This is a genomic window from Janibacter sp. CoH_79_TC_3 (assembly GCF_058197955.1).
This window is the reverse complement of sequence record NZ_JBXWIV010000011.1, coordinates 1-22,531: the sequence shown is the minus strand read 5'-3', so window position 1 is coordinate 22,531 and position 22,531 is coordinate 1. Positions and strand designations below refer to the sequence as shown.

The window sequence follows — 22,531 nt, the reverse complement described above, 5'->3', positions numbered from 1 at the left end:
TGTTATGAAAATCAGCTTTTTATGTAGTAATCCTAGGCACCCCGTCAATGACTATCTATATGCATGGATAAAAAAGAACAATAGCAAACATGAGATAGAGCTAGTACGTCAGAAAAAGGATCTGTCCAGAGGTGACATATTATTTCTCATTTCCTGTACAGAGATTATAAGTAGCCAAGAGCGCAACGCCTATATTAGCTGCTTAGTACTGCATGCCAGTGACTTACCTAAAGGTAGGGGCTGGAGTCCTCATATATGGAGCATTATAGAAGGTAAGGAGGAGATAACTCTGACACTACTAGAAGCTAATGATGAGGTAGATAGCGGCAAAATATGGAAAAAATTAAATTTTCAAGTGCCTAAACATGCCCTATGGAATGAAATTAATGCTCAGTTATTTGAAAAAGAAATTGAGTTAATAGATTTTGCGGTTGGTAATTTTAAGAGTGTTTCAGCTAAGTCACAAGCCCTAGATATAGAACCGACGTATTATCCAAAGCGGACACTAAATGATAGTGAAATTGATCCCTATAAAAGTATTGAGAGCCAATTTGATAAAATTCGAGTCTGTGATCCTGATCGTTTCCCCGCATATATAGAGCTTTATGGAGAGAGATATAAGCTTATTCTGGAGAAGGTAAATGACAAATAACATTCATATTGATGGTCGCATCATAGGTCGTAATCAAGCCCCTTATATCATTGCTGAGATGTCGGCAAACCATAATGGCCAACTTGATATAGCTCTGCGTATTATAGAAGAGGCCAAACGCGCCGGTGCTGACGCCATTAAAATGCAAACATACAGACCTGACACGATTACTTTAAAGTCAGACTTGCCGGATTTTCAAATTTTAGATGGTTTATGGGCTGGACGTACTTTATATGATTTGTATGATTGGGCTCATACTCCTTGGGACTGGCATAAGCCGCTGTTCGATCATGCTCGTCAGTTAGATATTACGATATTTAGCTCCCCTTTTGACAGCACTGCTGTAGACCTACTCGAGGATCTAGGAGCACCTGCATACAAAATAGCATCTTTTGAGGCCGTTGATTTAGCATTGATTAAGTACGTTGCTAGCACTGGCAAGCCGATGATTATATCTACTGGTATGGCCAGTGCCGAAGAGATAGAAGAAGCGATAAATGCTGCACGTGTAGGCGGCTGTAAGGAGCTTGCTATTTTGCACTGTGTCAGTGGTTACCCAGCGCCTGCTGCCGATTATAATCTACGTACTCTTGCAGATATGATAGAGCGCTTTGGGCTAGTGACAGGTTTGTCAGATCACACTCTTGATAACACCACCGCAATCACAAGTGTCGCCCTTGGAGCCTCTATCATCGAGAAGCACTTCACCCTTGATCGTAATGGTGGCGGACCTGATGACAGCTTTTCATTAGAGCCTGCAGATCTGATTGCGCTATGTCGCGATACTAAGACAGCGTGGCAAGCGCTTGGACAAGTAGATTACAGTCGAAAAGCCAGCGAAAAAAATAATATCAAGTTTCGGCGCTCATTATATTTTGTAAAAGATATGGCAGAAGGCGATACGATAGCTGAAGACTCTGTACGCAGTGTGCGTCCTGGATTTGGATTAGCTCCAAAATATCTGCATGAAGTGATAGGTAAAAAGGTAACACGGAACATCAATGCCAGCACTGCTCTTACTAGCGATACCGTAGAAGGATTGTTTGAATAGATTGTAAGAATATAGGTAGGACGGTCGAACGATTAAATATATTGGAGTGTATAAGATGGATGTGTTTATCGTAAGAACTAGACTACAGTCTTTAATTGTTGAAAAGATAATAAATGTAGAGAATATAAGTAAATATATCTTAGTATTTTGTTATCTGGATAATAAATATGAAGATGACTCTGAATATTATACTACTTATAAAAAAATCAGGAAAAATGCTTTTTTTACTATAAGTGTATTTTGCAGTAGTAGAATTTCAGTCAATTTTTTAAAGTTTACCGTATCACAGTCAATGGCACTTATAACCAACGGTAAAATTTTTTTAGCCGTAATTGATAGCTATCCTTTCGCACTTTCAAATATATTTTTTCCTAGTTTAGAGGTTAATACATTCGACGATGGCTCGTACAATGTGATCAAGTCTTCAGCGTATTTTAATGAGAACGCGCTCGCTAGAAAAGGAGTAAAAGGATTTATTTCTAAAATGGTTTTCCCTAATGGGGGAGCTAAGTATTTAAGAGATAAAACCAAGCGTCATTATACCGTTTTCCCTGATTTAGATAATATCGTAGAAAAAGATAGGGTAGTCAATCTTGATTGGGATTGGAGTGAACTGTTAGATAGCAGGGATTTAGATAAATTGCCGATGAATACTAATACTATTTTATTAGGAACCGCGTTTCAAGATTTCAGCATTAGGCAGCAAGTAAAGCTTAAAAAAAACGTAATGAAAATCATTGATGATGTAGGGTTGTATATCATGCATCCGCGGGAAGAGAGTTGGTTTGAAAATACAAAAGCAGTTAAATTGTATAGTCCTGCAGAAGCAGTACTAAAGTATATACAGAGTGCTAATAATAACGAATTAACCGTATACCATATTGACACAACCGTCTCTTATTCCTTAAAAGCTAATGAGCATATCAGATTTATTGACTTGCTTTCTGAAGTTTGATTAATGGTATTAAAAAAGCAGTTTTTTATAAGCTGTTTTAATAAGTAAGATTATAAGATTTATAGAAAGTATTTCTATGAATACGAAGGAAAATATATAAAAAGATTCTTAGACAACAATCTGCTTAAAAAAGGCTAAATAACAATGAAAAAAATTGCGTTTTTTTTACCAGATCTTCGGTGTGGCGGAGCAGAAAAGGTAGCTCTTTTGCTAGCTAACGAGTTTATCAAACAAGGTTTTAAAGTTGATATGGTCTTGAGTAAAGCTCAGGGAGAATTCTTATTAGAGCTAAACAGCCAAATTCGAATCATAGACTTGAAAGCAGATCGCATACGTTATGTGTTTAAGCCCTTATTAAAATATTTTAAAAGTGAAAAGCCGGATGTGGTATTAGCATCGATGTGGCCTTTGACGTTATTGGCAGTTGTTGCATTCAAATCAGCGAAACTATCTGGCTCGGTTGTAGTCTCAGATCATACCACCTTTTCTCAAGCTCCTTTGATGAAAAAAAAATCAACGCGCTGGTTTTTTAAATATAGTTTAAGTTTGGTTTATCCTTTTGCTGACGCGATAGTTGCAGTATCTGATGGTGTTGCTGATGATTTGTGCGGAATGGGTGGGCTAAGACGTAAAAGTATTACCGTTATATCTAATCCTGTAGAAATCAATACAGATCTTTGCCCAAAAGAGGAAGGCTTTAGGAGTTGGAAAAATTATAAAGGTAAAAAAATAATCGCTGTTGGGGCTTTGAAAAAGGAAAAAGACTACCCATCGCTACTAGCAGCATTTTCCCTGCTTCTTAAAAAAGAAGATGCTTGTCTAACGATATTGGGGCAAGGAGATTTATTAGCTGATCTAAAAGCTCTAGCCGTAAAGTTAGATATAGCTGAACGGGTTAACTTTGCAGGCTTTAGTAGAAACCCTTCTGCATGGATGGCTTCATCTGACTTATTAGTCCTTTCATCTAACTGCGAAGGCTTTGGCAATGTATTGATTGAAGCCCTGAGTGTTGGTACACCGGTAGTTTCTACCGACTGTCAGTCAGGACCAAGAGAAATTCTTGAAAACGAGCGGTATGGAAGGTTAGTGCCAGTTGGTGATATTAATGCCTTAGCCAATGCTATGTATAAATCCCTTAATGATCAACATAATATAAATGCTTTAAAGGGTCGTGCAGCTGATTTTTCAGTGGATAAAATTGCGAAACAATATATTGGAGCTATTAAATAATGTGTGGATTATTAGGAATAGTAGATTATAAAAAAAGTATAAATGCGAATTTATTTAATGAGATGTTAAATAGCTTGAAACACCGTGGCCCAGATGATGAAGGTGTAGAGGTTTTTTCTTTAGATTCATGCTCTATATTTCTAGGTCATAGAAGGCTATCAATAATAGACATCAGTTCTAATGGTCACCAGCCTATGCTCTATGAGCACCTAGCTATTATATACAACGGAGAGGTTTATAACTTCAAGGATATACGGCAGGACTTAATATCAGAAGGTTATTCGTTTGACTCAAATAGTGACACAGAAGTAATTTTAAAATCTTATCATTTTTGGGGAATAGATTGTGTAGAACGATTTAGAGGTATGTTTGCCTTTGCAATTTACGATTCTGAACAACAAGAAATTATAATTTTCCGAGATCGTGCAGGTGTAAAACCTCTATATTACTCTCAAACAGATAATGCATTAATATTTTCAAGTGAATTAAGACCTCTTCTGAACTATCCCGATTTCAATAAAGAGATAGATTTCGAAGCGGTATCTTCTTATCTGCAGTTTGGGTATATTCACGCTCCAAAAACTATATTTAAAACTGTCCAAAAACTACTTCCCGGTCATTATTTAAAATATGATATTGAATCAAAAATTTTGGTCAAAGAGTGCTACTGGAATATTAATAAGTTTTATGAGAATCAAGTTGCAAGAGAGGATATTGCAGAAGAGTTAGAAGCTACTATCATTGAAGCTTTCAATCTCCGTATGATAGCAGATGTCCCTTTAGGTGTTTTCTTTAGCGGTGGCATAGATAGTTCTTTAGTAGCAGCAATCGTCCAAAAATATAGCAAAATACCTATTAATACTTTTACTATTGGGTTTGAGGATAAGAAGTACGACGAATCTAACTATGCCAAAGAAATAGCTAAACACTTAGGTACAAATCATAGCGAGCTTATTTGTAATAAAGAAGACGCTTTAGCAATTATAACGAAGTTACCAAAGATATTCGATGAGCCATTTGCAGATAGCTCTGCTATACCAACTGTTTTAGTTTCTGAACTTGCGAAAAAAAAAGTGTCAGTTGTGCTGTCTGGTGATGGGGGTGACGAATTATTCTGTGGGTACCCAAGCTACGTACTTATGGAAAAAAGGTTTAAACTGCTATCTAAATTCCCATTTAGAAAAAAATTAAGAAAAATATCTAATATATTCCCTGTTCCTATTTTTATACAAAATAAATTTAATGGAAGATTGTACAATAAAGTCATAAAATTTAAAAATATGCTAGATCATGATGATATCGTGAATACTTTCAAAGTTGCAAATTCTGTATTTTCAAAAGATGAGATTAAGGGTTTAATAAGAGAAGGTTATTTTTTCTCTAAAGATATACCTGCTACCACATCGAACTTAGAAAAAATGATGATTTCAGATTTCAAGGGTTATTTACCTGATGACTTAATGGTTAAAATAGATAGGTCGACAATGAGTGCGTCTTTAGAAGGACGAGAACCCTTGCTTGATCATAAGATAATTGAATTTGCTGCAAGCTTACCAGTTTCTTATAAAAAAAATAAAGGTATATTAAAAATTATTCTAGGTAATTATATTCCTGAAGAGCTATTTCTTAGGAAGAAACAAGGTTTTGGTATACCAATAAATGATTGGCTCCGAGAAGATCTTAAGTATCTTGTAGACCAATACTTGGGTGAAGAGTTAATCAAAAATTATAATATCTTTGACTATGGTTATATATCAAAATTATTAGAAGCATTTTATGCGAAAAAAAACGATGATAATAAGGTTTGGGTTTTACTAATGTTCCAAATGTGGCTTTCAGAAAATATAGATTTTGTTGAATGTAATAAATAGTTTTTATCAATTGATAATAAAGGTGTCGATATGATTATTTTGTTTTTGTATGATTGCTTTACGCCCTTAATCGAACTTAAAAAATCAGGTTCTTTAAATTCGTATAAACCGTGGGTTGGTTTTTAATTATATTTATCTTGGTAGGATACACTTAAAGGAAAAGGTGGGTTGATGGGAAGTCAATTGTTGAAGAGAGTTATGTTTTTTATGCTAGCAGAAAAATCTAGATTAGAGTCTAGAAGGGAGAAGTTGGTTAAAAACAATATAGTGACAGTTCTTAACTTGCATAGAGTATCGCCTGACACAGGTAGTGCGTATAAGGCAATATGTCCCATATTTTTTGATAAGCTACTTGGTTATCTGACGAAAGAATTTCATATCTGTTTATTTGGTAATTTCGAAAGAATAAAAACACACAAACCAAAATTAATATTATCATTTGATGATGGCTACAAAGATTTTATAGAGTATGCGGTACCCATATTAGAAAAGCATAATGTTCGAGTCAATCAAAATGTAATTCCTCACTGTATCGAAACTGGTTTACCACCTGTAAATGTCTTGCTACAAGACTTTATTGGAAAAGCGCCTACTGAACTTCTAAAAAAAATACCTCTAGAGATAGATACTGCTATTATTGAACGAGATAAATTGGGTATAAAAGCATCTTTTTTTATTAAATACCTTCCTGAAGCTGAATTTATACCTTGCAGGGCTGAGTTACTAAGATTTCTACTAAACTATCCAGAGTTCCTTTGTGCTTCAGTAATGACCAAAAAAGATATCATGCAGATATCTCCAATACATGAAATTGGCGCTCACTCCTTTGAACATTTATCAATGGAAAATCAAAATAAAGAATATTTTTTAAATGATCTGAAAAAATGTAAAGAATATTTTTTAGAAAGCCTGCAACTTGATTGCGATATTTATTGTTTCCCAAATGGCAGTGCCACAGCTGAGCAGATAGTCCTCGCTAAAGAATACGGTTTCCGGAGTGTTTTATTGGTAGGTGATAAGTATAGTGATGCTACTAGCGGTGTTTTTAATAGATTTACATTTGATGTCAGTAGTATGGAAGAGGCAAAGTACAAATCATTTGGTAGAAGAGCTCTATTAATATAGAAATTATGTTAAAGCTATAGCTTTTTTATAAATTTATTATAAGAGAAAGGTTTTAGTGTAATTTTATCGTTATGTGTTTATTACCATAATATAGCTAGCTTTACATACCTCTAAAATATGACGGAGTATCTATGAGTAACTCAGTATTGTTTATCTCTTATGATGGCTTGCTAGATCCTTTAGGTGGTAGCCAAATACTACCGTATTTACATAGTATTCGTCAGCACCCTCGTCCTTTACATATTTTAAGCTATGAAAAACCTGCACGTTTTAACGCAGGCGGTGAGTTATTAAAAGCAGAATTGGCTAGTTCTGGCATAGGATGGACACCTTTGTCTTTCACGACACGTTTCGGTAGGTTAGGCAAGCTTTGGGATTTGTCTCGCATGTATGAAGTTGCTTTATATTTGCAGCTTAAACATCGTTTTGGCGTGATCCATTGTCGTAGCTATCAAGCCATGCAGGTTGGAGTATTACTGCGTAAGCTTACCGGAGTAAAGGTCTTGTTTGATATGCGCGGCCTCTGGGTTGACGAGAGAGTAGATGGCGATATTTGGAAGCTAGACAACAGTATTGATGCTTCAATATTTAAGTTGTATAAGCGTGTAGAGGGTAATCTTCTTTTGAGCGCCAGTCATATTGTGGCTCTTACAGAACGAGTAGTACCTGAACTATACAAGCTGTCACCAGATATGTCTGCTCCCATTTCAGTGATTCCTTGCTGTGCAGACTTTGAGCATTTTATCCTACCTACTGCTAAGCAGCGTATGGCTACTCGTAAGGAGCTAGGATTGCCTGAAAATGCTTTTGTACTCTCATACTTAGGTTCTTTGGGAACTTGGTATATGTTAGACGAAATGCTACAACTGTTCGGCCAAGCAGCTACTGAGCGAAAAGATGTACACTTTTTATTGATTACTAAGGATTGGCGAGAGGAACATGAGGCATTAATAATTGCGCTTGGCTTGTCACATTTGCGTACGCGTATACATGTGCATGAAGCCAAACGTGACCAAGTGCCTTCTTATATAGGTTGCTCTGATTTAATGCTTAGTTTCATTAAGCCTGCTTATTCAAAAATAGCAAGCTCACCTACTAAAATAGCCGAAGCGCTTGCGGTAGGTGTGCCTGTCGTTAGTAATGCTGGAATTGGTGACATAGATGATATGACGGCTAGGCTAAAAGCAGGTGCAGTTATAGATTTAGATAAGCCTGACAGCCTATCTGATATCGTATCTTCACTTGATAGTCTTAAGAAGATGGGAGGGCCCAATCTACGCGCGCGAGCTAAATCCGAATTAGATCTCCATGTTGCAGAATTAAGTTATAAAAAAATTTACGAGCAGCTGGAACAGACACTATGACCAATAATTCAAATGCTACCTTATTTATAACGGATGTTTGTGGCACATTGGTCTATGACGATACAACATTAGGCCTGCTCAGAGTGCATTTTTCTCAGCAGCCTGAACGTCAATGGCGTTTGCCAATGCTTCGTGCTTTGACCGCACATCGTAGTCCGTTTCGATTAGGAATAGCAGTGATTGAGCGTCTCACCGATAAACATGTTTTAAAACACCTACTCGTTAGAATGCTGAAAGACGATACGGTCAGCTCTCTCGAATTAAATGCAGACGTTTATGCACAATGGTTATTGGATAATAGAAAGGTCCCTGCTGTTTGGAATGTCATTACACCGGCGATAAAAGACAAACACATAATATTGGCTTCTGCCAGTTTACAACCTATCGTTTCGGCAATGGCAAAGCAGCTGGATGTAAGGTTTGTTGCTAGTGAGCTTGAGAGTAATGATGGTGTATTAACAGGTCGTTATAGAAGTGACTTAACTGGATTAAAAATACAAGCATTAAGTGATCTTATTGGTAATGACTTGAGTAGCAGCTTTTACGATGCTATCAGTGACAATATAACAGATCGAGAATTATTAAGTGGTGCAAGGAGAGCTTATGTAGTTTTGCATAAAGCGTTTCATAAGGAGCGCTGGGCAGGATTAACCGCTACTTATATAAGGCTAAGCTGATGAATATAATCTATATATTGCCATTTAGTTACTTCTATAATACGCGTCTGCGTAATGGAAGTTGGGTTTTTCATGCTCTATTTGAGTGGCTAAGTGCAGCAATACTTGTGATGGCTTTGGGTAGAATCCCACCGTTTCAAGCTTTGATACAGGCTATCTTAGTATACTTTGCATTTATCAGTTTGTATGAGATCGGCTATCTTGTAAATGACTTATTCGCGGCACGTAAAGAGAAAGATGGTCGTCGGCGCGGTCCTCAAAATGCACCTACTATGTGGATTCTTACGTGGATTGCTTTTCGAATACTGGCTTTTATAGCATTAACTATTCTACTAAATATGCAAGAAGTATTGGCATGGTGGAGTTTCTTTTTAGCCTTGTCCATCGTATTCGCTCTGCATAATATGTTTGTTGATCGAGAGTTTAAGGTGGCAACCTTTCTTTGGTTGGCCTGGTTTCGATTTATGGCACCAGTCATATTTGTGGTAGAAGATCGTTATAGGATGGGTATCGCCCTAGCAGCAGGTATTATTTATGCTGCTTTCCGTCTTTTTGGTTATCTTGATAGTAAAGGGTTGCTAAAGATGCCTGGTCGTCAAAGAATTCGTTTTAGACTGGTATTTTTTTTAATGCCTTTGACAGGGGTCTTAGCATTAGCTCCTTACGATGAAGCTCGTGGTTTTGTTCTGCTTTGTGCTATTTATTCTATTATCGCGTTAGCAGCTGCCGGTAGCAGTTGGTTGCGCCATGGTCGTCTAAACTAAGGAGTGTTTTATGTGTGGTATTGTTGGTTTTCGCCAAGACCTATCAAGTAACATAGAGATGCGTGCTTGTATCACGCAGATGAACGATACTCTTTATCATAGAGGTCCGGATGCTGGCGATAGTTGGCTGGATGAAACTATTGGCTTAGCTATTGGTCATCGGCGTTTAGCCATTCTAGAGCTGTCGCCTGCAGGTGCACAGCCTATGCATTCTGTGTGTGGACGATATGTGGTGGTGTTTAATGGTGAGATATATAACCATCTGCAACTACGTCAACAGCTTAATCAAGAAGGCTTCTTAATCGAATGGAAAGGTCATTCAGATACCGAGACCATGCTCGCTTGCTTTGTAGCTTGGGGCATAGAAAAAACACTACAAGCTATGGTAGGTATGTTTGCCATTGCTCTATGGGATAAGCAAACAAAACTACTGACTCTAGCAAAGGATAGGATGGGTGAAAAACCTTTATATTGGGGTTGGCAAGACGATAGTTTATTCTTTAGTTCTGAATTAAAAGCTTTGAAAGCACACCCTATGTTCAAAGCAGACATTGATCGTGATTCCATTACTTTACTGTTGCGTCACAACTGCATCCCTGCTCCTTATAGTATTTATCAAGGCATTAAAAAGTTGCGACCTGGTTATTGGTTACAATTACCTTTAGCAGAATTGCAAACAGCTAAAATAGCGGTACCCAAGGCCTACTGGAGCTTTAATACGGTAGTTGAAACAGGGCTAGAAGATCCTTTTACTGGCAGTCCAGAGCAAGCCGTTGATATTTTAGAATCAGCACTTGTGGAGAGTATTGGCAGTCAAATGCAATCAGACGTGCCACTTGGTGCTTTTTTAAGCGGTGGTATAGATAGCAGTACAGTAGTTGCCTTAATGCAAGCGCAAAGCGAGCGGCCAATTAAGACTTTTACGATTGGTTTTGAGGATGAAGGATATAACGAAGCAACGCATGCAAAAGCTGTGGCTAAGCACATTGGTACTGAACATACTGAGCTTTATATAACCTCTAAAGATGCTTTATCAGTGATACCGAAATTATCGTCTATATACTGTGAGCCATTTTCAGACAGCTCACAAATCCCGACCTTTTTAGTCAGTCAGTTAGCAAGTGAACATGTGACGGTTGCCTTAAGTGGTGATGGGGGTGATGAGCTATTTGGAGGCTACAATCGCTACCTCATGGCTCAGCAAGTTTGGAATAAAAATCGTAAATTGCCTAGACCAATGCGACGCTTCGCATCGAGTATGCTGACTAATCTAGCACCAAATAGTTGGGATGCTATGTTCACAACGCTTAATCCTATTCTACCTAAAGGATTACGATTGAGTGCTCCTGGAGATAAGGTTCACAAGCTAGCAGGTGTGCTAAATATTGATAGTGAGCAGGATTTTTACCAGTCATTGACCAGTCATTGGCAGCAGCCTGAGACGTTAGTCATAGGTGCAAAAGAACCTAGTACTTTGATAAGTGATATAAATTGTTGGCCGAAAACAGATAGCTTTCAACATGCGATGATGGCTATGGACGCACAGACTTATATGGCTGATGATATCTTGGTAAAGGTTGATCGCGCTGCTATGGCTAATGGCTTAGAGACCCGAGTGCCGATGCTAGATCATCGTATTGTTGAATTAGCCTGGAACATGCCATTGGATTACAAAATACGTCATGGTGAAGGTAAGTGGTTGCTGAAGCAGGTACTATTTCGTCATGTTCCTCGCCAATTGATTGAACGGCCTAAAATGGGGTTCAGCCTACCTTTACACGACTGGTTACGAGGCTCATTACGGGATTGGGCTGAAGCATTACTAGATGAAACGCTATTACTACAGCAAGGTTATTTTTATCCTGCATCCATACGTATGATGTGGACAGAACATCTGAGCGGTAAATATAACCATCAAGATCAACTATGGAATATATTAATGTTCCAAGCCTGGCTTGAGACACAGTGATTTATATGGATAGCAAAATGATAAATATATTTATTTTTTTGAATATAAATAGTTATTAGACTACAATCAGCAGGATACCTTTTAAAACATAGCCGTATAAAGCCAGCCAGTAGGTTAAATTAGAACGCTCCAATAGGCTAATCACAACAGTGCCTTGATAATAGCCAAAACAGACATGTCATTTGAATTTTTTATTAAAAATATAGAGACAAACTAATGTCAGACCTAAGTTGGATTTATACGTATGGATTTTTAGGGACCAGACTTTTTGAGTTACCTAGTCTGCTGATATGCTTGTTGCTAATTGTCACTGTTGGATACAAGTTTAAGGTTCCATCCAATTATCAAGTAGTCCTTGCTTTACACTGTTTGCTTCCTTTTATTCTAAATGACGTAATGTTCAGTACGTCATATATGGGCGATCAGTTTAGATATTGGGAGGGAGTGAATGCTATAAGATCTGGAGAGCTAGGGTTGATTGAAGCATTTACAGGGGGTGATAATGTTTTTCAAGCCAGTGCTATGCTCGCACTGTTACCATTTCCATCGCCAGTTTCTCCTATTAGTTTAGGATTCTATAATACTTTTCTCTATATCGTTTTGTTCTTCGCTTTGTATGTAAAAAATATTTTTACAAAAGTATCAATATGGTTTTATCTGCTGTTTCCAAGCATGGCTCTATACACAGCGCTAAGCTTGAGAGAAACTCTCATTCTATTTTTTATGGTGCTAACGGTTGTCTATTCGCGTGAGTCTAAGATCCTTAAAAGTATTTTGTTTATTATTCCTTTGTACTTAATTAAGTTTCAGAACTTTTTTATTTTAGGTCCTATTGTTCTAATGTATTTTATTTTCAATGTGGCTAAAAAGGGTATGGGGTTAGCAAAAGCAGTAACTATAAGCCTAATTAGTCTAGCTGGATTGCTTCTTGCTGCTCCGATAGCTATCCCTCAAATCAATCATTTTAGGGCGGCTATGTTTGTAGAAGATGGAGGGAAAGCTGAAGAAATTATGCTTATTTCTGGAGCAGGAGAATTTGTCGTTGAAGGTTTGACGTCGGGTGTTTACTTCTTATCTAAACCATTTCTGTGGGAAGCGAGTGGCTTTCTACCTTTGATTCAATCATTTGAAAATTTATTTGTACTTGCCATTTTGTTTCTGATAACTCGTAAAGCTTGGATGAAAAGTCCTGATAATCTTGCTTTTTGGTTGTTATTTATGGCTTTATCGATGTCTGTATATGGCTTAGTTGTATTTAATTATGGAACAGCTGTTCGTTATAGATATCCATTCGTTATGATATATGTGCTGTTCGTATGTGCTGACTGCGACATTCGCACATTATTTTCTAACGAAGAACTTCCAAATAACACCCCACTTCCTAAAATCGATCAGTAAAAATTCTTAACCACATCTCTCAAAGGTATAAATATAAATTATTTATGTCCTTCTATTGTAATTAGTATGAAAACTACCTATAGTATATTTATATATGTGAATATATAAATATATCTATTAAGATAAGTTTTGTGATGGCATTATTAATAGTCATTTTTTTACATGACTCAAAAACTAGGTTAAATACATTATGACTACTATAAAAAAGTTTTTAATATATTCTAACTGTTTGCATAATGTATTTAACTTTAGAGGCAAGCTTTTGGAGGCCATTGCTCAATTAGGGTATGAGATACACATTGTTTCTCCTATTTTAGAGAAGTATGCTGCAGACCATGATGAGCTTATAAATCGTGGATATCATATCCATCAGATTGCTATGCAAAGAACAGGAACTAATCCAGTTAAAGATATAAAGACCTTTATTCATATTTATCAGATATTAAAGAGAATTCAACCAGAATATGTACTTTCTTACACTGTAAAGCCTGTGGTATATGGAACATTAGCAGCATGGTTGGCCGGAGTATCCTATCGTTTTGTGTTGTTTTCGGGATTGGGTTATACCTTTCAGCAAGTAGAAGAAACCAATAAGCGTAGCATTTTTCAAAAATTTGTACATGCGCTTTACCAACAAGCATTAGCAAAGTCTTCTAAGGTGTTTTTTCAAAATAATGATGACTTAAATTTATTAAAAAAACTAAATATAGTTCATTCAATGACTCCTACGATAGTGGTAAACGGCTCAGGGGTAGATTTAAATGACTTCAATGTACTTCCATTACCTAGGAATCAATCAGGTGGCATCAAACCTTCTTTTTTGTTGATCGCTAGACTGCTCAAAGATAAAGGAATAGTGGAATATGTCGAAGCATCTAAACAGATAAAGAGAGAGTATTCTGATGCCGAATTTCATCTAGTAGGCTCAATAGATGAAAACCCAGCAGCCATTGAGCGAACACAGTTGGATCAATGGATAGCAGATGGTGACATTATCTATTGGGGTCAGCTTAAAGATGTTCGCCCTGTCATAGCGGCCAGTTCAGTCTATGTATTACCGTCTTATCGCGAGGGCACATCACGCTCTGTGTTAGAGGCTATGTCAATGGGACGAGCTATTATTACGACGGATGCACCTGGGTGTAGGGAGACGGTAACCAATGGTATAAATGGTTATCTAGTTCCCGTCCAAGCCGTTACTGAGTTGATAGATGCCATGCGTCAGTTCATAGAGTATCCCATTCTTTATGAACAAATGGGGTCGGCTTCTAGAGTTATTGCGGTAGATAAGTATGACGTTAGAAAGGTAAACGCTCATATGATAGCTGAGATGGGATTAGAGTAAGTTTCTATATCTAAACGAACTTAAGAAGTATCGTTTTAAGCAATACAAAGTCTAATTATTTTTATTTTAAAAACAAGTTTATCTAATATATTCGTTTATAAGGATTTATATATTTAAATTTTAATATATAATAAAAGCATTATGGGTCTGGGTATATCGTCAATTGCTCTACATAGGAGGTTTAAAATGCTTAAAAGGATATTCGACGTGAGCATTGCTCTAATGGCCTTATTTTTAATGCTGCCTATTTTTATCTTGGTGGCATACAAAGTTAGGAAAAACTTTGGAGCACCTGTGTTATTTCGTCAAGCTCGATCCGGTCTTAATGGTAAAACATTTGAGATTATTAAATTTCGGACAATGAGTGATGAGAAAGATTCTGAAGGTAATCTCTTGCCTGATGAATATCGTCTTACAAATTTTGGTAAGCAACTTCGAGCCAGTAGTCTCGATGAGTTACCTCAACTATGGAATGTGCTCAAAGGTGAAATGAGTATAGTAGGGCCGCGCCCTCAGCTTATGGAATATTTGCCACTATATAGTGAAGAGCAGTTTAAAAGGCACTTAGTTCAACCAGGAGTTACGGGTTACGCGCAAATCAATGGTCGTAATAATATCAGTTGGGAAAAACGCTTTGAACTCGATATTTGGTATGTTAGTAATCAATCAATCTGGTTAGATATTCAAATATTATTTAAAACAGTGGGGCTAGTTATAACAAAGCATGGCATTTGTGCAGAGGGAGAAGCTACAATGAGTCGATTTACTGGTAATAAGCAACGAAGATATAAAGTTATAAACGCTAGTGTTAGGAGAAGCTTGTTAAGCCGTCGATGTCTGAATAGGCATTTTTCAAAGCGTAACACCAATGTTTAGTCCAGTATTGAAAATAAGATGTATAAGCATCATGCTTTATTAAAAGTCTATTCAGTTATATAAGTTACCTAACACTTATAAAAGTGGTTATATTATTAGCTCTTTATCGTTGGCTCTTTAAAGTGCGCTAGGATTTTTTAGCTCAGACAGGTACAATATCAGTCTCAATTAACGGTCAAAAAGAATTGACCGCTCATAAGACAGGCATGCAAAAATACTGCAGGCGCTGTCTTTACTTTTTTTATCGCACCCTCTATTGGAGTTACTATGTCAATTGCGTCTATTACGTCAACTGCCCAAGGATCTGCTACCGTTTTGGACGGTAAAGCACTTGCTAAACAAATAGAACAGCAACTGAGTACGCGTGTAGACGCTATTAAAGCTAAGACAGGACGTACCCCAAGCCTAGCGACGATATTGGTCGGTGAAGATCCTGCTTCTGCGACTTATGTGCGTATGAAGGGCAATGCTTGTAAGCGTGTCGGCATGGATTCTATACGAGTTGAGATGCCAAGTGTGACAACCACCGAAGAGCTAATGGCAAAGATAGATGAGCTTAATAGCAATCCAGACGTTCATGGTATTTTGCTGCAGCATCCAGTACCCGCGCATATCGATGAGCGCGCTTGCTTTGAGCAGATTGATTTGGCAAAAGACGTCGATGGCGTGACTTGTTTGGGCTTCGGCCGTATGGCGATGCAGCAATCTGCTTACGGCTCATGTACGCCGCAAGGTATCATGCATTTACTAGAGCATCATAGTATTGAGCTGGCAGGTAAAGAGGCAGTGGTCGTTGGTCGCAGTGCCATCTTGGGCAAACCAATGGCAATGATGCTATTAAATGCCAACTGTACGGTGACGATTTGTCATTCAAGAACGCAGGATTTAGAATCGCATATTAAGCGTGCTGATATCGTGGTTGGTGCAGTGGGTGTGCCTGAGCTGATTAAAGCTGATTGGATTAAAGCAGGCGCAGTAGTTATCGATGCAGGCTTCCATCCAACGGATAATGGCGGCGTTGGTGATATCGAATTGCAAGGCGTAGAAAGTATAGCCAGTGCTTACACACCAGTCCCAGGCGGCGTTGGACCTATGACCATTAATACCCTTATTCGCCAAACAGTCGATGCTGCTGAAAAGTCTGCTGGTTTATACAACAGTGCAGTCAGCTAATGAAGCCGCTGTCAGAGCAAGAACCAGAACAGCAATCGGAACAGAAAAATAGTAAAGTCCATCTAGCACAACAAACCAACACCGCTCATGTATCAAAGCCAAAGATGGGAATACATGAGCGCATGCAACATATCGGCCGTGAGTTTGTCGATATTTGCCACTATATTATTTTGTTTTTAATTAGTGTGGTGGTAGTTTGGACAGCGGGCAAAGAGTTCTTTGTTATTTTTCAAAAAGGCTCAGCAGATTTAAAAGATATCTTATTACTGTTTATTTATCTTGAGCTACTGGCGATGATTGGAATTTATTTTAAGACCCATCGTCTGCCAGTGCAGTTTTTGATATTTATCGCGATTACCGCTTTATCACGACATCTGGTCGTCGATGTACAAGCGGTATCAGATAACTTTCATCTCTGGCTCTTGGCAACGATTTCCTTTGCCATTATGGTGCTGAGTGCCTCAATCGTTATACTGACGTGGACGGCCAAGATGTTTGGGCGACCAGAAGATTATTTGGATGATCATCAAGTGACCAGTACCGAGCATCATCTGCCGAGCGTCGATAGCACCCATTATCGGAAATAAGGTTTTGTTATTTTCAATCAACATTATTGATGAATGGCTGATAATTAATAATTGTTAATAAAAAAGGGTTGCCAATTTAATAGCAGCCCATTTTTTTGTCTGAAATCTGAGAAAGCCGCTTAAGTTACAACCAACCCAAGCGTTTAAAATTAAGGTATAAAAAGCTACATAGCGAGAAGATAACGGCCATGATAACAAGGTAAGAATATTCCCAATGCAGCTCTGGCATAAAGTCAAAGTTCATCCCATAGATACCAGCAATCGCCGTTGGTACCGCTAAAATACCAGCCCAAGCGGCAAGTTTACGTACCACCTCATTCTGTCCCATATTGACCATAGCAAGATAGGTATTCATGACCACGCTTAGCATCTCATTTAAGCCGTTAATGGCATCCAAAGAATGTAGCAAATGGTCATTCACATCTCGGAAGTAGGGTTTAGCAGCATGAGAAAAGGGCGAGATTAAGTCGCTTTTATCGTGATTGATAAAGAAGCTACAGATATCTTGTACCGGTAAAATAACCGCGCGCATATGAACCAGTTGTGATTTTAATTCATACAGATTTCTAAGCGTTTCTTTATTAAACTCATAGGTAAAGATATTACGTTCTTGCTCACGTAGATAACTGCCCAAGCGATCGGTAATCGGCATATAATTATCGACGATAAAATCGAGTATGGCATGCAGGACAAAGATAGGTCCCATGCGCAGCTTTTCTGGGCGACGATGACAGTGTTCGCGTACGGGCATATAGGAGTTGGAAGGACCATTACGAATGGTAATAAGGTAGTTTTTGCCCATAAATATCGCAGTGGTGCCATAACGAATCACATTGTCTTCGAGCTTGGCGGTACGCAGCACCACAAATATCATGTCATTGTCGTAGTTCTCAACCTTAGCCCGCTGATGTTCGGCAAAGGCATCTTCAATCGCCAGCTCATGCAGCTCAAAAGCATCTCTGACTTTGACCATGGTCTCTAAACTTGGGTCATAAAGACCAAGCCAGATAAATTGACCGCTATTGCTTAGAGCACGACTGACATCATTCAGCGCCACCTTATTTAATTTTTCGCCTGTTTTACGTGAGTAAGCATAGCAATTAACCACTTCGTCATCGCTGGATAAATCGATATCCTCATAGCGTTCAGAGTCAGGATCATAGACGGTCATCGTCTCAATTGTGTCTTCGACCGTCGCGTCGGCATCGCCATAAATATAGCTGTCATAGCTATCGTAATTGTCTAAATAAGAGCGCTCATCGCCCATGCTAGGGTCGGTAAGGGTGACATTAGAGTCAGGTGTGATACGCGTTGTCGGTTTGACAATCAGGTCATCATCTTGCTTCATACCTTCTCCTTTAGTCTAAGTAGAAAAATAGTGATAACAATATCTATGAAAGCCGCTTAAGTATTGTCTGGTTAGGTTTTACTTCATGCTTGAAGGTAAGTCTTGTTTACAGCTTCTTCTTAATGTTTGCTGTCATTACAGTGCAAAGCGTTTTAGCGTTTCGATATCAACCAAACTTAATAAGCTTTCGTGACAGGCTTCAAGCTTTATTTGCGGGGCAATATCGAAATCTAACGCTTCAACCCAGCGTAGTGCACAAATACACCAGTAATCACCAGGCTGTAGACCGGTAAAACCATACTCAGGCAGCGGCGTAATCAAGTCATTACCGCGACTGGCAGAAAAGTTTAAAAACTCACTGGTCATCTTAGCGCACACGGTATGCTGACCAACATCGTGGTTGCCGGTATGACAAAAGCCATTGCGATAATAGCCAGTAAGCGGGTCAAAACAACAGCTGGCAAGGGCAGTGCCGAGGACGTTGGTTTGATTGACGGCAGGATTTGGGTGGTAATCAGATGACATAAGGCTTTCCCAGATAAAAATATGCTTTAGTGTAACATGAGTCTAGTGATAAGGCGTTATGCAAGTAACAGACCGCAACGCTTCAGGCTGACAGAAACAGTAATGCTAATAAGTAGTGATGTTAAGAAACGAGATTCTAGAAAATAAGTAAAAATCATGAAAGATAGTTAGCATAAATAACTCTGTGTTACTTTTATCAACGATAGCTATTACTTTTTATTTACAGTTATTCGTGCTGAATGTATCCATTATTAATAATGAAGGCTGTAAACCTTTTGACCATGAATTAGATAGTAATTGGGGTTAATTGTCACTAGGCGAAGCTTGGCTGCTATGCTAAACTAAAGCATAAAGTGCCTTGATTATTTATCATAATTTTTTAGGGCATAAAGATACTCGTCTTATCATCCTAACTTATACTTATTACTCACCCTTTTGCGGTCACCTAGTTTGCTTATAGATAATTGGGTCAGTGATGTTGCGCGTCAAAAATACAAAACGCCTTGCATCCCTGCAATTGTAAATACAACCTTTTAGTACCGCATCAGTACCGCGTTTTTGGTAAGCGATACGCCAAACAAGGATTCATTGTGTCTGCCAGTTCTGATTCTGCAAAACCTGCCCAGTCAAATACGACAAAACCAGCGGCGACTCAGCCTGCTGATAATCCTGCTACCGCTAATGGCCTGCCATATCTAAGCAACTTTGCCAGCGATGTTGCCAATAACAGCTGGCTGCTGCCTGATGGGGTTGTCGATGTGCTGTTTGAAGATGCCCATAAACAAGAAGTACTGAGACATCAATTGATCAATCAGCTTATTAGCCATGGCTATGAGTTGGTCAATCCGCCGATGATTGAGTTTACCGAATCTTTATTAAGTGACGCTTCAGAAGATTTAAAGCGCCAAACCTTTAAGATTATCGATCAGCTGACTGGTCGTTTGATGGGCGTGCGCGCCGATATTACCCCGCAGATTTTGCGTATTGATGCCCATCACGGCGGTCATGGAATTGCGCGTTATTGCTATGCAGGCGACGTCATTCATACGTTGCCTTCAGGACTCTTTGGCTCGCGTACACCGCTACAACTCGGTGCGGAGATATTTGGTTGCGGCGAGCTTGCAGCTGATATTGAGCTGATAGATGTGCTGTTTAGTATGGTCAACAGCTTAGATATGAGCGCAGCGCTACATATTGACTTGGGTCATGTGGCGATATTTAAGCGCTTGGCAGCACTGGCTGAGTTGTCGGATAATGATACCGAGCAATTGATGCACCTTTATGCCAATAAAAATTTGCCAGAGCTAAAACGTGTCTGTCAGTTACTGAAAATGGGTGATGATTTTTACGCATTGGCACGCTTTGGTCATGATATGGCAAAGTTATTAGACACACTGTCAGATACTGCCAAGCAAGATATGCACATTGTGACGGCTGTCGATGAGCTACAACGTCTAAAAGCACACTTAGAAGCACAGTGGCAGTGCCCAGTAAGTATCGATGTGACCGAACTGTCGGGATATCATTATCATACGGGTATTATCTTTAACGGCTATATCAATAGTGAAACTCAGCCACTGGTACGTGGCGGCCGCTTTGATGGTATGCAGAGCGTGGGGCAATTAAGTGCGAAGCAGCCACGTGAAGCGACAGGCTTTAGTATGGATGTCAGCCGTTTGCTGGCGCACACACAGCTTGAGTCACCGATTATTGTATTGGTTGATTATGAGGCATTAAAGCAGGCTAATGCTGATAAAGCACAAATGCAAATATTATTGCAGCAGGTCACAAGCTTACGTCAGCAAGGCTACCGCGTCACTATGCCATTAACGTTCGATGACCGTCCAGCAGCGATGACGCATCGTTTAAACTTTGCGAATAATCAGTGGCAGCTAGAAGCTATCTAAATTTAAATGCTATTTAATTTTAAAAGCTATATCTTGAATCTAAAATCTATTTAAAGAAATATCATTAAATGACTGAGTTATTAAACCGCTAAAGAATGACTTTTAATTATATTTTTTAGCATAATTTCAGTTTTAAACCGTTATTGCACACACCTCAATACATCAAGGTAAGGATTAATCATGGGTAAGAATGTCGTAGTTTTGGGTAGCCAATGGGGCGATGAAGGTAAAGGTAAAATCGTTGATTTACTGACCGAAAAAGCCGCAGCAGTTGCACGCTTTCAAGGCGGACATAACGCTGGTCACACCCTAGTCGTTGATGGTAAAACCACCGTTTTACATCTAATTCCATCAGGTATCTTACGTGAAGGCGTGACTTGCTTTATCGGTAATGGCGTGGTGTTAGCACCTGACGCATTATTAAAAGAGATGAAAGAGCTAGAAGACAACAACGTGCCAGTACGTGAGCGCCTACGTATTTCACCAAACTGCCCATTGATCATGCCTTATCACGTAGCGCTTGACCAAGCACGTGAAGCTAAGCGCGGCACTGGTAAAATCGGTACGACAGGTCGCGGTATTGGACCAGCTTATGAAGATAAAGTTGCGCGCCGTGCGATTAAGCTTGCTGACTTGTTCCGTGATGACTTAGAAGAAAAACTACGTAACTTAATCGAATATCATAACTTCCAACTGACTCAGTATTATAAAGTTGACGCCATTGATTTTGATGAGACGTTTAAGCTTTGCCAAGAGTGGAAAGAAGAGATTAAAGGCATGGTTACCGATGTGACCGAAGACCTAAATCAATTACGTCTTGCTGGCAAGAACCTGATGTTTGAAGGTGCGCAAGGTACGTTGCTTGATATCGACCATGGTACTTATCCATTTGTCACCAGCTCTAGCGTAACCGCGGGCGGTGTATCTACTGGTACGGGTATCGGTCCATTGTATTTAGACTATGTATTGGGTATCACTAAAGCGTATACCACGCGTGTTGGTAGCGGTCCGTTCCCAACTGAATTGTTTGATGATGTTGGCGCGCATTTAGCCAAAGTCGGTCATGAGTTTGGTGCAACCACTGGTCGCGCGCGTCGCTGTGGTTGGTTCGATGCCGAATCATTACGCCGTGCTGTGGTACTTAACTCTATGTCAGGTATCTGCTTGACTAAGCTTGACGTATTAGACGGTCTAGAAGAATTGCTAATAGGTGTCGGTTATAACCTACCTGAAACTGAATGTGCTGGCGCGCATGATGCTGAATTCTATGAGTCAGTAACGCCTAAATACGAAACCTTACAAGGTTGGAGCGAGTCAACCGTTGGTATCACCAACTATGACGACCTACCAGAAAACGCCAAAATATATATCAAACGTATCGAAGAGTTGATTGGTTGCCCAGTTGATATTATCTCAACTGGTCCTGACCGTGAAGAAACGATTGTATTACGTGATCCGTATGATGCTTAGTCAGTGATAACCCTATGTTATAAGTAATTCATAAAACCCTAATGCTGAGCATTGGGGTTTTTTGTTATAATAATGAATGAGTAATGATAGATAAATAAGTAGCGGTTTTTGGCTTTATACAAGCGACTTTCCTAAATTAACCCTATCATTTATAGCCTCAATCATTATATTGACATACTCCCACCACTTTCGACAAACTCAAATGGGGAATTCTAAAAGCATAAGCTCTTAGGCGACTTTCTCA

General features: G+C 38.8%; 19 protein-coding genes. 17 read left to right on the top strand and 2 right to left on the bottom strand.

Going from position 1 to position 22,531, the window contains the following annotated elements; genetic code table 11:
- Window positions 1-4: 4 nt before the first annotated feature.
- The 15 genes from AC2FA3_RS10090 to AC2FA3_RS10020 all read left to right on the top strand — a co-directional run bounded on the left by AC2FA3_RS10090 (window position 5) and on the right by AC2FA3_RS10020 (window position 17,037).
- Window positions 5-652, top strand: coding sequence for a formyltransferase family protein (locus AC2FA3_RS10090; protein WP_490509439.1), 648 nt, complete (start codon window positions 5-7; stop codon window positions 650-652).
- A complete protein-coding gene (gene pseI, locus AC2FA3_RS10085; protein ID WP_490509438.1) occupies window positions 642-1,703 on the top strand; it encodes a pseudaminic acid synthase in 1,062 nt (353 codons plus the stop codon). The genes AC2FA3_RS10090 and pseI overlap by 11 nt, the downstream gene beginning before the upstream one ends.
- A 55-nt stretch (window positions 1,704-1,758) precedes the next feature.
- Complete coding sequence (locus tag AC2FA3_RS10080) at window positions 1,759-2,658, top strand: glycosyltransferase family 52 (protein ID WP_490509437.1); 900 nt, start codon at window positions 1,759-1,761, stop codon at window positions 2,656-2,658.
- Window positions 2,659-2,802: 144 nt separating this feature from the next.
- A complete protein-coding gene (locus AC2FA3_RS10075; protein WP_490509436.1) occupies window positions 2,803-3,888 on the top strand; it encodes a glycosyltransferase in 1,086 nt (361 codons plus the stop codon).
- Window positions 3,888-5,759, top strand: coding sequence for an asparagine synthase (glutamine-hydrolyzing) (gene asnB / locus AC2FA3_RS10070; protein WP_490509435.1), 1,872 nt, complete (start codon window positions 3,888-3,890; stop codon window positions 5,757-5,759). The genes AC2FA3_RS10075 and asnB (AC2FA3_RS10070) overlap by 1 nt, the downstream gene beginning before the upstream one ends.
- 171 nt (window positions 5,760-5,930) lie before the next feature.
- Entirely contained in the window at window positions 5,931-6,884 is a 954-nt protein-coding gene (locus tag AC2FA3_RS10065; RefSeq protein WP_490509434.1) for a polysaccharide deacetylase family protein, read from the top strand.
- Window positions 6,885-7,015: 131 nt separating this feature from the next.
- Entirely contained in the window at window positions 7,016-8,248 is a 1,233-nt protein-coding gene (locus tag AC2FA3_RS10060) for a glycosyltransferase (protein ID WP_490509433.1), read from the top strand.
- Complete coding sequence (locus AC2FA3_RS10055; protein ID WP_490509432.1) at window positions 8,245-8,925, top strand: haloacid dehalogenase-like hydrolase; 681 nt, start codon at window positions 8,245-8,247, stop codon at window positions 8,923-8,925. The genes AC2FA3_RS10060 and AC2FA3_RS10055 overlap by 4 nt, the downstream gene beginning before the upstream one ends.
- Window positions 8,925-9,689: a hypothetical protein gene (locus AC2FA3_RS10050; RefSeq protein ID WP_490509431.1), complete on the top strand. Its 765-nt coding sequence runs from the start codon at window positions 8,925-8,927 to the stop codon at window positions 9,687-9,689. The genes AC2FA3_RS10055 and AC2FA3_RS10050 overlap by 1 nt, the downstream gene beginning before the upstream one ends.
- Before the next feature lie 10 nt (window positions 9,690-9,699).
- A complete protein-coding gene (asnB, locus tag AC2FA3_RS10045) occupies window positions 9,700-11,658 on the top strand; it encodes an asparagine synthase (glutamine-hydrolyzing) (protein ID WP_490509430.1) in 1,959 nt (652 codons plus the stop codon).
- Between the two features lie 414 nt (window positions 11,659-12,072).
- Entirely contained in the window at window positions 12,073-13,056 is a 984-nt protein-coding gene (locus tag AC2FA3_RS10040) for a hypothetical protein (RefSeq protein WP_490509429.1), read from the top strand.
- Window positions 13,057-13,246: 190 nt separating this feature from the next.
- Window positions 13,247-14,401, top strand: a complete 1,155-nt coding sequence (locus AC2FA3_RS10035) for a glycosyltransferase family 4 protein (RefSeq protein ID WP_490509428.1) — start codon at window positions 13,247-13,249, stop codon at window positions 14,399-14,401.
- A 141-nt stretch (window positions 14,402-14,542) separates the two neighbouring features.
- Complete coding sequence (locus tag AC2FA3_RS10030) at window positions 14,543-15,277, top strand: sugar transferase (protein WP_490509427.1); 735 nt, start codon at window positions 14,543-14,545, stop codon at window positions 15,275-15,277.
- Between the two features lie 267 nt (window positions 15,278-15,544).
- Complete coding sequence (gene folD / locus AC2FA3_RS10025) at window positions 15,545-16,450, top strand: bifunctional methylenetetrahydrofolate dehydrogenase/methenyltetrahydrofolate cyclohydrolase FolD (protein ID WP_490509426.1); 906 nt, start codon at window positions 15,545-15,547, stop codon at window positions 16,448-16,450.
- Window positions 16,450-17,037, top strand: coding sequence for a phosphate-starvation-inducible protein PsiE (locus AC2FA3_RS10020; RefSeq protein ID WP_490509425.1), 588 nt, complete (start codon window positions 16,450-16,452; stop codon window positions 17,035-17,037). The genes folD and AC2FA3_RS10020 overlap by 1 nt, the downstream gene beginning before the upstream one ends.
- A 124-nt stretch (window positions 17,038-17,161) precedes the next feature.
- Here the strand turns inward: AC2FA3_RS10020 and corA are convergent, their stop codons facing one another.
- Both corA and AC2FA3_RS10010 read right to left on the bottom strand, forming a co-directional pair.
- Complete coding sequence (corA, locus tag AC2FA3_RS10015; protein ID WP_490509424.1) at window positions 17,162-18,385, bottom strand: magnesium/cobalt transporter CorA; 1,224 nt, start codon at window positions 18,383-18,385, stop codon at window positions 17,162-17,164.
- Between the two features lie 135 nt (window positions 18,386-18,520).
- Window positions 18,521-18,910, bottom strand: a complete 390-nt coding sequence (locus AC2FA3_RS10010; protein WP_490509423.1) for a DUF2237 family protein — start codon at window positions 18,908-18,910, stop codon at window positions 18,521-18,523.
- Between the two features lie 590 nt (window positions 18,911-19,500).
- Between AC2FA3_RS10010 and AC2FA3_RS10005 the strand changes: the two genes are divergently transcribed.
- Window positions 19,501-20,817, top strand: a complete 1,317-nt coding sequence (locus AC2FA3_RS10005; RefSeq protein WP_490509422.1) for an ATP phosphoribosyltransferase regulatory subunit — start codon at window positions 19,501-19,503, stop codon at window positions 20,815-20,817.
- Between the two features lie 180 nt (window positions 20,818-20,997).
- Window positions 20,998-22,287 carry an adenylosuccinate synthase gene (locus tag AC2FA3_RS10000; protein ID WP_183619033.1) on the top strand — a complete coding sequence of 430 codons (1,290 nt, stop codon included), beginning with the start codon at window positions 20,998-21,000 and terminating at the stop codon, window positions 22,285-22,287.
- Window positions 22,288-22,531 lie beyond the last annotated feature (244 nt).

What these genes read in the sequence shown, in the direction of transcription:
- AC2FA3_RS10055 (WP_490509432.1), top strand. Translation starts at nt 8,245, where the DNA reads ATGACCAATAATTCAAATGCTACCTTATTTATAACGGATGTTTGTGGC.
- asnB (WP_490509430.1), top strand. Translation starts at nt 9,700, where the DNA reads ATGTGTGGTATTGTTGGTTTTCGCCAAGACCTATCAAGTAACATAGAG.
- asnB (WP_490509435.1), top strand. Translation starts at nt 3,888, where the DNA reads ATGTGTGGATTATTAGGAATAGTAGATTATAAAAAAAGTATAAATGCG.
- AC2FA3_RS10090 (WP_490509439.1), top strand. Translation starts at nt 5, where the DNA reads ATGAAAATCAGCTTTTTATGTAGTAATCCTAGGCACCCCGTCAATGAC.
- corA (WP_490509424.1), bottom strand. Translation starts at nt 18,385, where the DNA reads ATGAAGCAAGATGATGACCTGATTGTCAAACCGACAACGCGTATCACA.
- pseI (WP_490509438.1), top strand. Translation starts at nt 642, where the DNA reads ATGACAAATAACATTCATATTGATGGTCGCATCATAGGTCGTAATCAA.
- AC2FA3_RS10020 (WP_490509425.1), top strand. Translation starts at nt 16,450, where the DNA reads ATGAAGCCGCTGTCAGAGCAAGAACCAGAACAGCAATCGGAACAGAAA.
- AC2FA3_RS10040 (WP_490509429.1), top strand. Translation starts at nt 12,073, where the DNA reads ATGGGCGATCAGTTTAGATATTGGGAGGGAGTGAATGCTATAAGATCT.
- folD (WP_490509426.1), top strand. Translation starts at nt 15,545, where the DNA reads ATGTCAATTGCGTCTATTACGTCAACTGCCCAAGGATCTGCTACCGTT.
- AC2FA3_RS10030 (WP_490509427.1), top strand. Translation starts at nt 14,543, where the DNA reads ATGGGTCTGGGTATATCGTCAATTGCTCTACATAGGAGGTTTAAAATG.
- AC2FA3_RS10010 (WP_490509423.1), bottom strand. Translation starts at nt 18,910, where the DNA reads ATGTCATCTGATTACCACCCAAATCCTGCCGTCAATCAAACCAACGTC.
- AC2FA3_RS10075 (WP_490509436.1), top strand. Translation starts at nt 2,803, where the DNA reads ATGAAAAAAATTGCGTTTTTTTTACCAGATCTTCGGTGTGGCGGAGCA.
- AC2FA3_RS10080 (WP_490509437.1), top strand. Translation starts at nt 1,759, where the DNA reads ATGGATGTGTTTATCGTAAGAACTAGACTACAGTCTTTAATTGTTGAA.
- AC2FA3_RS10035 (WP_490509428.1), top strand. Translation starts at nt 13,247, where the DNA reads ATGACTACTATAAAAAAGTTTTTAATATATTCTAACTGTTTGCATAAT.
- AC2FA3_RS10050 (WP_490509431.1), top strand. Translation starts at nt 8,925, where the DNA reads ATGAATATAATCTATATATTGCCATTTAGTTACTTCTATAATACGCGT.
- AC2FA3_RS10065 (WP_490509434.1), top strand. Translation starts at nt 5,931, where the DNA reads ATGGGAAGTCAATTGTTGAAGAGAGTTATGTTTTTTATGCTAGCAGAA.
- AC2FA3_RS10060 (WP_490509433.1), top strand. Translation starts at nt 7,016, where the DNA reads ATGAGTAACTCAGTATTGTTTATCTCTTATGATGGCTTGCTAGATCCT.
- AC2FA3_RS10000 (WP_183619033.1), top strand. Translation starts at nt 20,998, where the DNA reads ATGGGTAAGAATGTCGTAGTTTTGGGTAGCCAATGGGGCGATGAAGGT.